Source organism: Kitasatospora sp. NPDC092039, assembly GCF_044756065.1.
Lineage (GTDB): Bacteria > Actinomycetota > Actinomycetes > Streptomycetales > Streptomycetaceae > Kitasatospora.
Genome location: NZ_JBIVSD010000002.1, coordinates 391,484 through 404,568, shown reverse-complemented (window position 1 = coordinate 404,568; position 13,085 = coordinate 391,484). Strand labels below are relative to the sequence as shown.

At 75.8% G+C, this 13,085-nt stretch carries 13 protein-coding genes; 9 read left to right on the top strand and 4 right to left on the bottom strand.

Annotated features, from left to right (window positions below; translation table 11 throughout):
* Window positions 1-13: 13 nt before the first annotated feature.
* Both ACIQI7_RS05125 and ACIQI7_RS05120 read left to right on the top strand, forming a co-directional pair.
* A complete protein-coding gene (locus tag ACIQI7_RS05125) occupies window positions 14-2,359 on the top strand; it encodes a beta-ketoacyl synthase N-terminal-like domain-containing protein (RefSeq protein WP_401105262.1) in 2,346 nt (781 codons plus the stop codon).
* Between the two features lie 92 nt (window positions 2,360-2,451).
* A complete protein-coding gene (locus ACIQI7_RS05120) occupies window positions 2,452-2,754 on the top strand; it encodes a hypothetical protein (RefSeq protein ID WP_401105260.1) in 303 nt (100 codons plus the stop codon).
* Window positions 2,755-2,760: 6 nt separating this feature from the next.
* Here ACIQI7_RS05120 and ACIQI7_RS05115 read toward each other — a convergent pair whose 3' ends face one another.
* Both ACIQI7_RS05115 and ACIQI7_RS05110 read right to left on the bottom strand, forming a co-directional pair.
* Window positions 2,761-3,303 carry an MOSC domain-containing protein gene (locus ACIQI7_RS05115; protein ID WP_401105258.1) on the bottom strand — a complete coding sequence of 181 codons (543 nt, stop codon included), beginning with the start codon at window positions 3,301-3,303 and terminating at the stop codon, window positions 2,761-2,763.
* 56 nt (window positions 3,304-3,359) lie between these two features.
* Window positions 3,360-3,755 carry a DUF4345 domain-containing protein gene (locus ACIQI7_RS05110; protein ID WP_401105256.1) on the bottom strand — a complete coding sequence of 132 codons (396 nt, stop codon included), beginning with the start codon at window positions 3,753-3,755 and terminating at the stop codon, window positions 3,360-3,362.
* A gap of 112 nt (window positions 3,756-3,867) precedes the next feature.
* Between ACIQI7_RS05110 and ACIQI7_RS05105 the strand changes: the two genes are divergently transcribed.
* Window positions 3,868-4,506: a TetR/AcrR family transcriptional regulator gene (locus ACIQI7_RS05105; RefSeq protein ID WP_401105255.1), complete on the top strand. Its 639-nt coding sequence runs from the start codon at window positions 3,868-3,870 to the stop codon at window positions 4,504-4,506.
* 100 nt (window positions 4,507-4,606) lie between these two features.
* Complete coding sequence (locus ACIQI7_RS05100) at window positions 4,607-5,842, top strand: cytochrome P450 (protein WP_401105254.1); 1,236 nt, start codon at window positions 4,607-4,609, stop codon at window positions 5,840-5,842.
* A gap of 225 nt (window positions 5,843-6,067) precedes the next feature.
* Here the strand turns inward: ACIQI7_RS05100 and ACIQI7_RS05095 are convergent, their stop codons facing one another.
* Window positions 6,068-7,288: a Dyp-type peroxidase gene (locus tag ACIQI7_RS05095; RefSeq protein ID WP_401105252.1), complete on the bottom strand. Its 1,221-nt coding sequence runs from the start codon at window positions 7,286-7,288 to the stop codon at window positions 6,068-6,070.
* Between the two features lie 31 nt (window positions 7,289-7,319).
* Here ACIQI7_RS05095 and ACIQI7_RS05090 point away from each other — a divergent pair, with 31 nt between their 5' ends.
* From ACIQI7_RS05090 to ACIQI7_RS05080, 3 genes are all read left to right on the top strand, one after another.
* Complete coding sequence (locus ACIQI7_RS05090; protein WP_401105250.1) at window positions 7,320-8,681, top strand: right-handed parallel beta-helix repeat-containing protein; 1,362 nt, start codon at window positions 7,320-7,322, stop codon at window positions 8,679-8,681.
* 277 nt (window positions 8,682-8,958) lie between these two features.
* Window positions 8,959-10,224, top strand: coding sequence for an MFS transporter (locus ACIQI7_RS05085; RefSeq protein ID WP_401105248.1), 1,266 nt, complete (start codon window positions 8,959-8,961; stop codon window positions 10,222-10,224).
* Between the two features lie 125 nt (window positions 10,225-10,349).
* The gene (locus tag ACIQI7_RS05080) at window positions 10,350-10,928 is read left to right on the top strand and encodes a hypothetical protein (protein WP_401105246.1); all 579 of its coding nucleotides are present in this window, start codon (window positions 10,350-10,352) and stop codon (window positions 10,926-10,928) included.
* 85 nt (window positions 10,929-11,013) lie between these two features.
* Here ACIQI7_RS05080 and ACIQI7_RS05075 read toward each other — a convergent pair whose 3' ends face one another.
* Window positions 11,014-11,442 carry a hypothetical protein gene (locus tag ACIQI7_RS05075; protein ID WP_401105244.1) on the bottom strand — a complete coding sequence of 143 codons (429 nt, stop codon included), beginning with the start codon at window positions 11,440-11,442 and terminating at the stop codon, window positions 11,014-11,016.
* 312 nt (window positions 11,443-11,754) lie between these two features.
* Here ACIQI7_RS05075 and ACIQI7_RS05070 point away from each other — a divergent pair, with 312 nt between their 5' ends.
* Both ACIQI7_RS05070 and ACIQI7_RS05065 read left to right on the top strand, forming a co-directional pair.
* The gene (locus tag ACIQI7_RS05070) at window positions 11,755-11,973 is read left to right on the top strand and encodes an MbtH family protein (protein ID WP_387751293.1); all 219 of its coding nucleotides are present in this window, start codon (window positions 11,755-11,757) and stop codon (window positions 11,971-11,973) included.
* 102 nt (window positions 11,974-12,075) lie between these two features.
* On the top strand, window positions 12,076-13,074 hold the full coding sequence (locus ACIQI7_RS05065; protein ID WP_401105241.1) for an ArsR family transcriptional regulator: 999 nt from the start codon (window positions 12,076-12,078) through the stop codon (window positions 13,072-13,074).
* Window positions 13,075-13,085: the final 11 nt, after the last annotated feature.

Sequence of the window (13,085 nt, the reverse complement as noted above, 5' to 3'; positions counted from 1 at the left end):
GGGGACCACCACCATGACCGACACCACACCCACCGGTGCCGTGAGCACCGAGGAGAAGCTCCGCGAGTTCCTGCGGAAGGTCACCACCGAACTGCACCACACCCGCCGCCTGCTGGCCGAGCGGCAGGAGCGCGCCCACGAACCGGTCGCCGTCGTCGGCATGGGCTGCCGCTTCCCCGGCGGGATCGACTCCCCGGACGCCCTGTGGCGGTTCGTCGCCAGGGGCGGCGACGCCATCGGCGACTTCCCCGCCGACCGCGGCTGGGACCTCGCCGCGCTGGCCGACGAAGCCCCGGACGCCCGCGGCACCTCGTACGTCCGGCACGGCGGGTTCCTCGCCGACGCGGGCGCCTTCGACGCGGTGTTCTTCGGCATCAGCCCGCGCGAGGCCCTCGCGATGGACCCCCAGCAGCGCCTGCTGCTGGAGTGCGCCTGGGAGGCGCTGGAGCACGCCGGCATCGACCCGCGCACGCTGCACGGCAGCCGCACCGGGGTGTACGCCGGGGTCGTCCACCAGGACTACCTGGCCAGGCTGCGCACCGTCCCCGCCGAGCTGGAGGGCTACCTCGGCACCGGCAGCTCGACCAGCGTCGCCTCCGGGCGGATCTCGTACGCGCTCGGGCTCACCGGCCCGGCCGTCACGGTGGACACCGCCTGCTCCTCCTCGCTGGTCGCGGTGCACTCGGCGGTCCGGGCGCTGCGGGCCGGCGAGTGCGACCTGGCGCTCGCCGGGGGCGCCACGGTGATGGCCACGCCCGGCATCTTCCAGGAGTTCAGCCGCCAGGGCGGGCTGTCCCGCTCCGCCCGGTGCAAGGCCTTCGGAGCGGACGCGGACGGCACCGCGTTCGCCGAGGGCGCGGGCCTGCTGGTGGTCGAGCGGCTCTCCGACGCCCGCCGCCACGGCCACCCGGTGCTCGCGGTGATCCGGGGCAGCGCGGTCAACCAGGACGGCCCCTCCAACGGGCTGACCGCCCCGAACCGGCAGGCCCAGGAGGACGTCATCCGGGAGGCGCTCGCCGACGCCCGGCTGTCCGCCGCCGAGGTCGACGCCGTCGAGGCGCACGGCACCGGCACCCCGCTCGGCGACCCGATCGAGGCGCGCGCCCTGCTCGCCACCTACGGGCAGGGCCGCGGCGGGGCCGCCCCGCTGCAGCTCGGCTCGCTCAAGTCCAACCTGGGGCACACCCAGGCGGCGGCCGGGGTCGGCGGCGTCATCAAGACGGTGCTGGCGATGCGGCACGGCGTGCTGCCGCGCACCCTGCACGCCGAACAGCCCACCCCGCACGTCGACTGGGCCTCCGGCGCGGTCGAACTGCTCACCGAGGCCCGGGAGTGGACCACCCCTGACGGCCGCCCGCGCCGGGCCGGGGTCTCCTCCTTCGGCTTCAGCGGCACCAACGCGCACCTGATCCTGGAGCAGGCGCCCGACGAGCAGCCGACCGGGCAGGCCCCCCAGCCGCGCCCGCTGCCCGAGCCGCTGCCCTGGCTGCTCTCCGCCGCCGACGCGGAGGCACTGGCCGCCCAGGCCGAACGGCTGCTCGCCCACCTCGACGGGCAGCCCGCCGAGCGCTTCGCCGACCTCGCGTACGCCACCTGCACCACCCGGGCCCACCTGGCCCACCGCGCGGCGGTGCTGGGCAGCGCGCCCGAGGAGGTCCGCCGGGGGCTGGCCGCGCTGGCGGGCGGCGGGCAGGCCCCGAACCTGGTGCGCGGCTCGGCTGTCGGTCCGGGCTCGGGAGCCGTACCCGACGGGGCCGGGGTCGCCGCGCTGGCCGCGGCTCATGTGGCCGGCGCGACGGTGGACTGGGCGGCGCTGTTCGCCGGCACCGGCGTCCGGGCGGTCGGGCTGCCGACCTACGCCTTCCGCCGGGAGCACTACTGGCTGCTGGACGAGCCCGCCGCCGGAGCCCTCTCCGGCCCCACCGTCAGCGGCACCGGCGAACTGGTGCTCAGCGGCCGCACCGAGTGGCGGCCGCTGCCCGAGGAGACCGGCGTGCCGCTGCACGGCACCTGGCTGCTGGTCACCCCGGCGGGCGGCTCGGGCGACGACCGGGCCGCGCGGGCCGCCGCCGGTCTGGCCGAGCACGGCGCCGCGGTCGCCGCCGTGGCGCTGCGGGCGGAGGAGCCCGCCCGGGCGCTCGCCGAGCGGCTGCGCGCGGCCGCCGAGCGCAGCGGTCCGCTGGTCGGCGTGCTCTCGCTGCTCGCCGCCGGCGGCGACGAGCCGCAGGACCACCGCGCCACCGCCCGGGCCACGGCCACCCTGACCCGCGCCCTCACCGAGGCCGGGCTGGACACCCCGGTCTGGTCCGTCGGCGAGCCGGCGGCGGACCGGCCCCCCGTCACCGCCTGCACCTGGTAGGCGGAGGACGCCTCCGGACCCGGCTGCCCTGGGCTGTCAGCCGTTAGGCTCCCCCCTGCTCGGATTCGCCACCGAGCAGGGGGGAGCCCGTCGTGTCCATCGTGTCCATCGAGTTCGTCCGCCGGCTGGACGGCCTGGTGTACCGCTTCGACCCGGACGGCGTCTTCCACGGCCGACCGTCGTACCGGCGGCAGGACCTGGACCTGTGGTGCCGGTGGCTGCCGGAGCGGGGCTGGTGCGTGGTCGACGCCGAGGGGGTGCCCAACTCCGGCCCGCTGCTGGGCGAGGACCGGCACCGGGCGCTTCCGCCGGCCGGGCCGTGGCGCAGTTGGAAGGCGGGCCGGTCGTACCTCTACGACCTGCGCCACCTGGGCGGGGAAGCGACCAGTGCCTGACGGTCCTCAGACCCGGTCGAGCGGGCGGTGCGGGCCGTCCGGCAGCTCGACGGCGATGGTGTCGCCGGGCCGGACGTGGCCGCCGGTGCGGACGACGCCCATGATGCCGGCGCGGCGCACGATCGTGCCGTCCTCGGCGCGGCCGACGACCTGCTTGAGCAGGCCGGGCCGGTAGGCGTCGATCTGGGCGCACGGGTTGCGCAGTCCGGTGATCTCCACCTCCGCTTCCGGGCCGATCCGCAGCACCGCGCCGACCGGCAGGCCGAGCAGGTCCACGCCCTCGGTGGTGATGTTCTCGCCGAGCGCGCCGGGTGCCACGTCGAAGCCCGACTCGGCGAGTTCGGCGAGCAGTTCGCGGTGGATCAGATGGACCTGGCGCAGGTTGGGCGCGGTCGGGTCCTGGGCGACCCGGGAGCGGTGCTTGACCGTCACCCCGGCGTGCACGTCGCCCTCGACGCCCAGCCCGGTGAGCAGCGTGACGCCCTCCCGGTTCGGCTTGGTGAACGAGTACTCGGCGTTGCTGCTGACTGCCACCACGGTGCCGCTCATGCTGCGAACCCTTCTTGCTCACGGACGTTCGATCGCCCCGGAAGCATAGCCACCCGTTACGGGCGGACCTCCGCGTGCGCCCGTTCGTCTGCGGCGGCGAGCCACAAGTACACCGGCGGGAGGCCGAGTTCGATCGCCATCAGCAGTAGCTGGAACCCGTGCGGCCGGCCGTCCGCCGCGATCGACAGCACCCGCGCGAGGCCGCCCAGCAGCATCACCGCCGACAGCCACCGCACCGCCCGGGCGGGCACCGGCGCCTGCCGGGCGACGTGGATCCAGGCCGCGCCGTACCCGGTGAAGACCGCGCCCATGAAGCGGCCGAAGCTGTCGACCGTCGGGCCGGCGTCCGCGATCCCGGGGATCGCGGCGTTCCCCAGCAGGATGTGGAAGAAGCCGATCGCCACGCAGGCGACCCCCATCGTCCACGTGAGCACCCGTAATGCCCTGGCCATGACCCACCCACCCCTCGCAGAGGTCCGGTCGACACGGTTGACACGTGTCTACTAAGCGTGCGACACCAGGCTAGCGCCGCCAAGTAGACACGTGTCAAGTAACCTGGCCCGCATGCCAGTCCACGAACGCCGCCGCCGGCTCGCCCCCGCCGAGCGACGCGCCCAGCTGCTCTCCGTCGGTGCCCGACTGTTCGCCGAACGGCCGTACGAGGAGGTGCTGATGGAGGAGGTCGCCGAGCAGGCCGGGGTCTCCCGCGCGCTGCTCTACCGGCACTTCGCGAGCAAGCACGAGCTCTTCGCCGCCGTCTACCGGGAGGCCGCGGACGACCTGCTCGCCAGGAGCCGGTTCGACCCGGCCGACACCCTGGTCGAGCAGCTGGTCGAGGGCATGGACGCCCATCTGGACTACTTCGTCGCCAACCGGCACGCCGTGCTCGCGGCCAACCGCGTGCTGGCCGGGGACCAGGTGATCCAGACCATCATCACCGAGGAACTCGACGCCCTGCGCGACCGGCTGCTCGGCGTCCTCCCGCTCGCGGACGAGCGGGCGCGGCAGGCGGTGTCCCAAGTCCTGCGCGGCTGGCTGGTGTTCGTCCGGGTACTGGTCCTCGACTGGCTGACCGAGGAGACCTGCACCCGCACCGAGCTGCGGAACGCCTGCATCGGCGCCGTGCTGGGCGCGCTCCGGCCGCTGCTGCCCGTCGATCCGGCACCCGGCTGGGAGCGCCGAGGGCATACCATCGGGGCGTAACGGGAGAAGCGCCACAAGCGTCCAAGTCCCTATGAATATATGACAATTGGATGCGCCGACTCCCCGACCTGACGGACCTCCGAACTCCGCGAAGGGACCCATGGACTCCGCCGCAGCCGACACCCGGACCACCCTGCCCCCGCTCCACCGGCTCCCCACCACCCCGGCCCAGCCGCCCCACCCCACCACCCTCCCGGACGGCACCCCCGCGTGGCTGATCACCCGCTACCACGACGTCCGCCAGGTCCTCGGCGACCCCCGGGTCACCCGGGCCGACCTGCATGACGTCGGCACCGCGGGCGCCACCGCCGACGTGGCCGCCAACCCGGCGTCCCTGTTCAACCAGGACGGGCCCGCCCACCGCCGGCTGCGCGGCACCGTCCAACGGGCCTTCACCCCGCGCGCCATCGCCGGCTGGCAGCCGTGGGTCGCGGCCGCCGTCCAGCAGTCCGTGGACCGGCTGGTCGCCGCCGGCCCGCCGGCCGACCTGGTCCCCGCGTTCGCCCGGCCGGTGCCGTTCGCCGTCACCACCCGGCTGATGGGGCTCGACGGGGACGGGCCGGACCACCTGGACGAGGAGCGGCTGCACCGCTGGACCGTCGCCCTGCTCGCCCAGGGCGACGGGCAGAGCGACGAACAGGGCGACGGGCCGGCCGGCGCCGACGGGGCCGACCACGGCGACACGCTCGCCGAATTCGGCGCCTTCATGGGCGAGTTGGTCGCCCGCCGGCGCCGCGAGCCCGGCGACGACCTGGTCAGCCGGCTGGTCCGGGCCGCCGACCAGGACGGCGGCGTCCCCGAGGAGTCACTCGTCTTCCTCGCCGCCGGGCTCACCGCCAGCGGCAACGAGAGCGTCGCCGGGGCGCTCGCCAACGCCCTGGTCTACGTGCTCGGCGAATGCCCCGAGCACTGGCCGCGCCTCGCCGACCCGGACGTCGCCGAGCGCACCGCCGAACGGCTGCTGCACTACATCCCGCTCGGCGACGACGAGGCGACCATCCGCCGCACCACCGCGCCGATCGAGGTCGGCGGCGTCACCGTGCCGGCCGGCGCGGTCGTCGCCGTCAGCCTCGGCAGCGCCAACCGCGACCCGGCCGTCTACCCCGACGGCCTCGACGCCGACCTCGGCCTGCCGCTGCCCGCCCCCACCCTCGCCTTCAGCGCCGGCCCGCACTACTGCATCGGCGCCTGGCGGGTCCGGCTGGAGATGCGCGAGTCCCTGCACCGCCTCGCCACCGCCCTGCCGGGCCTGCGCCTCACCGTCCCGGTCGCGGAGCTCGCCTGGCAGCTCGGCGGCACCACCCGGAGCCCGGCCCGCCTCCCGGCGGACTGGTAGCCGCCCGGTGGACCGGTAGGGCCCGGGGCGCCGCGTCGGTCGGCGCCCCGCTCGGCGCCACCCGTCGAGCAGGCGCCGACCGCCGCTCCCGGGGCCGCCCGAGGGCGCCGGCGCGCCGGACGTCCCCTCGCCACTGCGCGCACGGCCGGGCCCGCCGCCCCGACACCCGTACCGGTACCGGTACCGGTGAAGTCCCGCCGGACAGCGGCCGTTCCCCCGCACGGCTCAGCCGAACAGCCCGTCCCCCAGCGTCCCGCCCGCCGGTGCGCCCGGCAGCACGTAGGCCACCGCCGAGGCCGTGTGCTCGACGAAGGCGTTGAGCGCGTCGCGCGCCGCCAGCCGATTCTGGACCCGGGTGAACTGGGCCGGGTCGCGCACGAAGGCGCAGAACAGCAGCCCGCGGTCGCCCGGGCCGTCGTCGTAGCTGTAGCCCCGGCGCAGCATCCGGGCGCCGCCGTCCAGCCGGGGGCTGGAGAGCCGGACGTGCGCGGTGGCGGGGATGACGTACGAGCCGTCCGGGTTCTTGGCGTAGATGTCCGGCTCGTCGTGCTCCGCCGTACCGGTGAGCGGGGCGCCGTCGCCGGCCCGACGGCCCATCACCTGCTCCTGGCGGTCCCCGGGGAGGGCGGCGAAGGCGGCGGTGTCCATCCGGATCCGGCGGTAGACCAGTACCGTCCCGTGCTCGTACGGCCCCGGCGGGCCCCAGACCCACTGCCCGGCGTCCGTGCCGTCCGGGTTCGCCGTGCCGTCCTTGAAGCCGAACAGGTTGCGCGGGGTGGCGCCGGCGGCCGTCCTGGCCAGGAAGCCGGACTGCGTCCAGCGCACCGTGGCACCGGCTGCCCGGGCCGTCGCGCCCACCTGCTCGGCGACCACCGACAGCGGCCAGCGGTCCTCGGCGCACAGCTGGACCACCAGGTCGCCGCCGCCGCGCGCCGGGTCGAGCCGGTCCCCGGGGAAGTCGGGCAGCCCGGCCAGCAGGGCGGGCGGAACGTCCAGCCCCAGCCGGGCGGCGAGGCCGGGACCGACCCCCACCAGGCTGCTCAGCCGGGCCGGTCGGCCGTCCCGCAGCCGCGCGTCCGCCGGTTCGTCGCCCGCCGCCTCGGCCAGCACCCGGGTCAACCCGCCGAGCAGGCCGCGCAGGGCGGCCCGGCCGTCCGAGGTCGCGGCGGGCGCCAGGTCGAGGGCCAGCAGCTCGGTGGCCGGCTGCTGCGGGGCGGTCACCCCGGACTGCCGTTCGCCGTGGAAGGGCACCGCCGACGGTTCCGGCGGCGCCGCCGCCCGGCCCCGGCCGTCCCGGGCGTTCCCGCCGCCCAGCGCCAGCGCCGTGACCCCCGCGCCGAGCCCGGCGGCCACCACCGCCCCGCCCGCGAGCAGCCCCCTTCGATCCACGCCGCCGCCCCTGACGGTCGGTGGCTGGTCCTGCGCCTTTCCGGTTTCGGCATGCATGGGCGACATTGGAGACGATAGAACACGCCGTATGCAACTTTTGACCACACGTCACCTGCGCTCCGGCACAACCCCCTCACCCGGGGCCCGGACCGCCAGGCGCCTGCCCGCGCTGCTCGCCGCCGCCGTCCTCGCCCTGGCCGGCTGCTCCTCGGGCGGCTCGTCCTCCTCCGACGCCAAGCACCCGGGCGGCACGGTCGTCCGCGTCCCGCAGCACTTCCCGACCATCCAGCAGGCCGTGGACGTCGCCCGGGAAGGGGACACCGTGCTGGTCGACCCGGGCACCTACCGGGAGAGCGTGCGCCTCACCAAGCCCCGGATCGTGCTGCGCGGCACCGACCGCGACGCCGTGGTCCTGGACGGCGGGCTGCGGCTGGTCAACGGCATCACGGCGACCGGCCCCGGCTCGGTGGTGGAGAACCTCACCGTCCACGGCTACCTCGCCAACGGCGTGCTGTTCACCGGCGTCACCGACGAGAAGCTCCAGCAGCGCGGCGCCGGCGGCTCCGCCTACGACCCGCTGGACACCGCCCGCTTCCCGGTCGTCGAGGGCTTCCGGGCGAGCAACGTCACCTCGTACAACAACGGCCTGTACGGCATCTACGCCTTCGACGCCCGCGGCGGCGTCATCGAGGACTCGTACGCCTCCGGGCAGGCCGACTCCGGCATCTACGTCGGCCAGTGCAAGCCCTGCGACACCCTGGTGCGCGGCAACACCGTCGAGCGCAACGCCGTCGGCATCGAGCTCACCAACGCCTCCGACGGGGTCACCATCGTCGGCAACCGGATCAACGGCAACCGGGTCGGCGTCACCGTCAACTCCAACGACCTGGAGGCCCTAGCCCCGCAGCGCGGCGCGGTGATCGCGGGCAACGTCGTCACCGACAACAACGCCTCCGACACCCCCCAACAGGCCGACGGCGCCTGGGGGATCGGCATCGGGATCGGCGGCGGCACGGCCAACCAGGTGCAGCGCAACCTGGTCCGGGGCAACCGCGCGGCCGGCATCGTGATCACCGACCCGCCCGGGCACCCCGCGAGCGGCAACCGGGTCGAGGACAACCGGGCCACCGGCAACGGCACCGACCTCGTCCTGGCCTCCGTCGACCCGGCCAACTGCTTCAGCGGCAACCAGCCGGCCGTGCAGAGCCCGGACGGCCTGGAGACGCTGGCGGGCTGCGCCGTCCAGGGCCGCACCGCCCCGCCGTTCGGCCGCAGCACCCCGGTCCAGGCGCCGCCCGGCATCCCGTTCAGCCAGGTCCCGGCGCCGCCCGCCCAGCCCTCGCTGCCCGACCCGACCGCGCCCGGCCGCCCGGCCACCGGCCTCCCGGGCCCGGTCGACCCGGGCGCCTACCCGCTGCCGGAGGCCGCGGACGCCGTCCCGAAGCACTGACCCCCCGCCCGGTCCGGGCGCGCGCCCGGCTCCCGGGCCCGCGCCCGCCGGCCGGGAAGCGGTCGGGCGGTCGGGCGGTAGGGCGGTAGGGCGCAGCGGCCCGCCCGGGACCCGGCCGCGCCAGCCGGGAGCCGCCTGCCCCACCGACCGCCCCGCCCGGACACTCCGGGCACCTCAGGATGAGCCCGACACCCTTGCCGACACGGACAGTTCGGGACACCTCAGGCAGTTCGGAAACCACCCGGGAAGTCCTCCGCGGACATGACATACTGCCTCGGTGACCTCAGCTGACCTGGCCGCGAAGCCGTCCAAGAGCCGTCCCCGACTGGGCCGGAAGTTCAATCTGCTGTGGTCCGCGTCGGCGATCTCCTCGGTCGGCGACGGCATGCGGGACTCCGCCCTGCCGCTGCTGGCGGTGGCCGTCTCCGACTCCCCCAGCGCGGTCTCCGTGGTCTCGGTCGCCGCGTCGCTGCCCTTCCTGGTGATGTCCCTGTACGGCGGGGTGCTCGCCGACCGGGCCGACCGGCGGCGGCTGATGTGGACGATCGACGCCGCCCGCGCCGCGGTCGTCCTGGGCTTCGCCTGCTGGGTGCTGGTCGCCGACCCTCCGCTGGTGGCGCTCGCCGCGCTGGCCTTCCTGCTCGGCTGCGGCGAGACGGTCTTCTCCAACGCCGCCACCTCCGCCGTCCCCGAGCTGGTCCGTCCCGACCAACTCGACGCCGCCAACGGCCGGTTGCAGGCCAACATGCTGGTCGGCGGCAACCTGATCGGCCCGCTGGTCGGCTCCGCGCTGTTCGCCGTGGCCGTCGCCGCGCCCTTCACGGTGGACGGCATGTCCTTCGCGCTCGCCGCCGTCCTGGTCGCCGCCACCGGCCGTTCCACCGCCCCGCGCACCCGGGCCGACCGCCGCCCGGTGCTCACCGAGATCCGCGAGGGCGTCGACTGGCTGCTGCACCACCGCGACGTGCGGATGCTCGCCGTGCTCTCCACCCTCGGCGCGCTGGCCTGCTTCACGGGCACCACCATGGTGGTCCTGGTGGTCACCAAGGTCATCCACGCGCCCGCCGCCGCCTACGGCATCGTCCTCGCGGCCGGCGCCATCGGCGGCACCGCCGCCAGCACCCTGGCCGGCCGGCTCAGCCGGCTGCTCGGCCGGGGCGCCCGGATCGCCCTCGCCTTCCTGCTGATGGGCGTCTCGCTGATCCTGATCGGCCTGAGCACCACGGTGGCCGAAGTGGCCGCGCTGTACGCCGTGATCGGCTTCGGGATGGTCACCTGGAACATCCAGGCGATCTCGCTGCGCCAGCAGGCCGTGCCGAAGGAGCTGCTCGGCCGGGTCAACAGCTGCTACATGCTGCTGAGCCGACTCGGCATCATGGCCGGTGCCGCCCTCAGCGGTTGGATCGCCTCCACCGTCGGCGTCCGCACCCCGCTCCTGGTCGGCGGCGGCCTGCTGCTGGCCCTGCTGGTCGCGGTGCTGCTCCTGCTGCCGCGGATGACCGCGATGGAGAGCGCCCCGACCGCCGCCCCGGACGCCGAGTAGCCCACCCGTCGGAGGGGCCTTTCGCGTTCTCCCTCCCGACGGCCCCCACCGGCCGATATGGTGACCCACGGGGTGGGCCGGCGAGTCCGACCGGCGAACAGCTGCCGCATGACCCGAGGAGAGCCGTGAACGCCAACCACCCCACCCCCGCGGACCGGTCGACCGCCTCCGACGCCCCCGGTGTCCGCGTGCCGCCGGTCGGCCTCGGCCCGCTGGTGCGGACCGACGGCGGCTGGTTCATCGGCGACCACGGGAGCCGGGCCCACCTCGCCGTCCTCCCCGAGGGGTTCGAGCACCGCGTCACCGGCCAGGAGCCGTTCCTGGTGCCGTGGGACCGCCTGATGAGCCTGGAACTCGGGGTCACCAGCGGACGCTTCTTCAGCACCCCGGCCGGCGGCCTCCTGACCAGGCACGACGGGATCGGCGCCCACGGCTCCTGGCTGGACACCATGGTCCGGCACCCCTACGACGTGTGGCGGCCCCGGTTCGTCCACCACCGCCACTGGTACCCGATGCCCGAGATCACCGTGCTGCGCCAGCTGCTCGGGAACGTCGTCGACCTCGGCCGGGTGCACCGGCTCGGCGACGACGCCTGGCTGACCTCGGTCGTCGAGGCGCTGGCGGCGGACCGCCTGCTGCGCCGGTGGCGGACGAGCAGGGCCGTCGCGGACGGCGTGAAGGAGATCATCCTCCGCGGCGCCTGACGCCGCCCCGGCCTCCCGGGCCGGCGGCCACCGGCCCGGAGCACGCCGCCTGGGTCCCGCACAGGAAGTCGGCGGGGCCGACTTCTCAGGCCGGCCCCCGGCGCCGGCCACCGGCCGCGCCGAGGACGCGGCGCACCAGCGGCCGGATCCGGGGCGGCCCCAGCAGCGGCGCCCGGGCCACGCACAGGGCGAAGAGGAGCTGGCCCAGGAGGGGGACGAGCAGGAGCGGCGGGAAGAACAGCAGGAACCAGAGCGGCAGGAGCAGCAGCCCGGCCAGCCGACCCCGGAACGCCGTGCCCGTACGGGTGCTGAACAGCGAGTGGAGGACGCAGATCGCCACGGACGGGATCCCGACGAGGGCCACGAACCCCCGCACGTCGCCCGCCGCGAAGCCGCCGCCCGCCGCCGACGCCACCAGGAGCACCCCCGCGAAGGTGAGGGCGTAGCGGACCGCCAGGTCGGCGAGCCGCAGCCCGATGAGTCCCAGGTTCCGCCACGGCGTGCTCGGGTCCACGGGAGGCTCCTTAGTTCCGCGTCGGCGGTGGCCGGCGCGGAAGATCATGCCAGGAATACTGAACGCGTTCAATTGCCATCTCGCGCACGGCGCTCCGGATCGCCGGCCGGAACCGCGCGGGACGTCGGCAACGACGCGGAGGCCACGCCGCGTCAGCTGTGGACGAGGCGGCTCCACCGGACACCGCGTCCCGGCGGGCCGCGCCGGGCCCCATCAGGGCGCGGTCAGCACCATGTCAGCGAGCCGAGGGAGCATGTGCGGAGCGGGTGTGCCCGGTGTCCCCGCGCCCCGACCCGGAACGGAGTGTGCGACATGTCGAACCCCTTTGACGACGCGGACGGGACCTTCCTGGTGCTGGTGAACGACGAGGGCCAGCACTCCCTGTGGCCCGCGTTCGCCGAACGGCCGGACGGCTGGACGGTGGCCCTGGCCGAGGGGCCGCGCGAGGACGCGCTGGCCTACGTCGAGGCCAACTGGACGGACATGCGCCCGCGCAGCCTGCGCGAGGCCTCCACCGCCCGGGCCTCGTAGGCCCGGTCCGATCCCACCCGAGGAAGGGCCCGGTCCACCCGCGCGGGTACGGCCGGGCCGCGTCGATTTCCCCCTCATCGACACGGAACGGGGACCCTCATCGTGCAAAGGATCCACTTCACCGCCGCCGACCTCGCCAGAACCCGTCTGAAGAGCACCCTGGGCCCGCTCGTGGAGTCGGCCTTCGCCCGCGACCTGCTCGACCGCGGCGTCAGCGCGCCGTACGCCCGGTGGCGAAAACAGGTGAACGAGCGCCTGCCCCGCCGGCCGGCGGCCCGCCCGCACGGTCGGCCGGAGCACGACGTGGAGGCGCTGCTGCGGCAGGCGCTCCGGTACGCCGAGGAGCCCGACGCGCCGCCCGGCGCGGCCGAGGTGCCGGAGCGCCCGGGGGCGGGCGTGGACGCCTGCCTGCTGGAGGCCTGGCAGCTGGCCGTGGCGCCGTTCTGGCAGCACCTGCACGCCTACCTGGTGGCCGAGTGCGAGGCGCGCGGCCGGGCCGTGATGGCCGGCGGGGTGGAGCTGCTGCTGTCCACCGCGCACCCGCGGATGACCTGGCGGGCGCCGGTGCTGGAGGTCCCCGGCGGCCCGGACCAGGACATCCGGCTGGGCGGCCGGGGCCTGGTGCTCACGCCCTCGGTCTTCCTCAACCACCGGCCGGGCGTGGCGATCGACGCCGAGGGCCCGGACGAGCAGGTGGTGCTGGTCTTCGCGGCCCCGCCGCACGCCCTCAAGGGCGCGCAGCTGTGGCAGGAGCGCGACCGCAGCACGCGGCCGCTCGGCGCCCTGGTCGGCCAGACCCGGGCGGCCGCCCTCCGGGCCCTGCGGGCGAGTTGTACGACCAGTCAGCTGGCCGACCGGCTGGGCATCTCGGCGGCCAGTGCCAGTCAGCACGCGGCGGTGCTGCGGCAGACCGGGCTGATCACCACCCGCCGGGTGCGCAACACCGTGCTGCACTCCGTGACACCGCTCGGCATGGCGCTGCTGGACGGCGGGCCGGTGCGGCCGGTGCCCGCGATCGGGAACCGCGACCGGGCCGACCGGGCCGACCGCCCGGTTCGCGGCGTCCGGCCCCGGAGCACCTCGCGCCTCCTCGCGTCCTAGCCGGCCGCCGG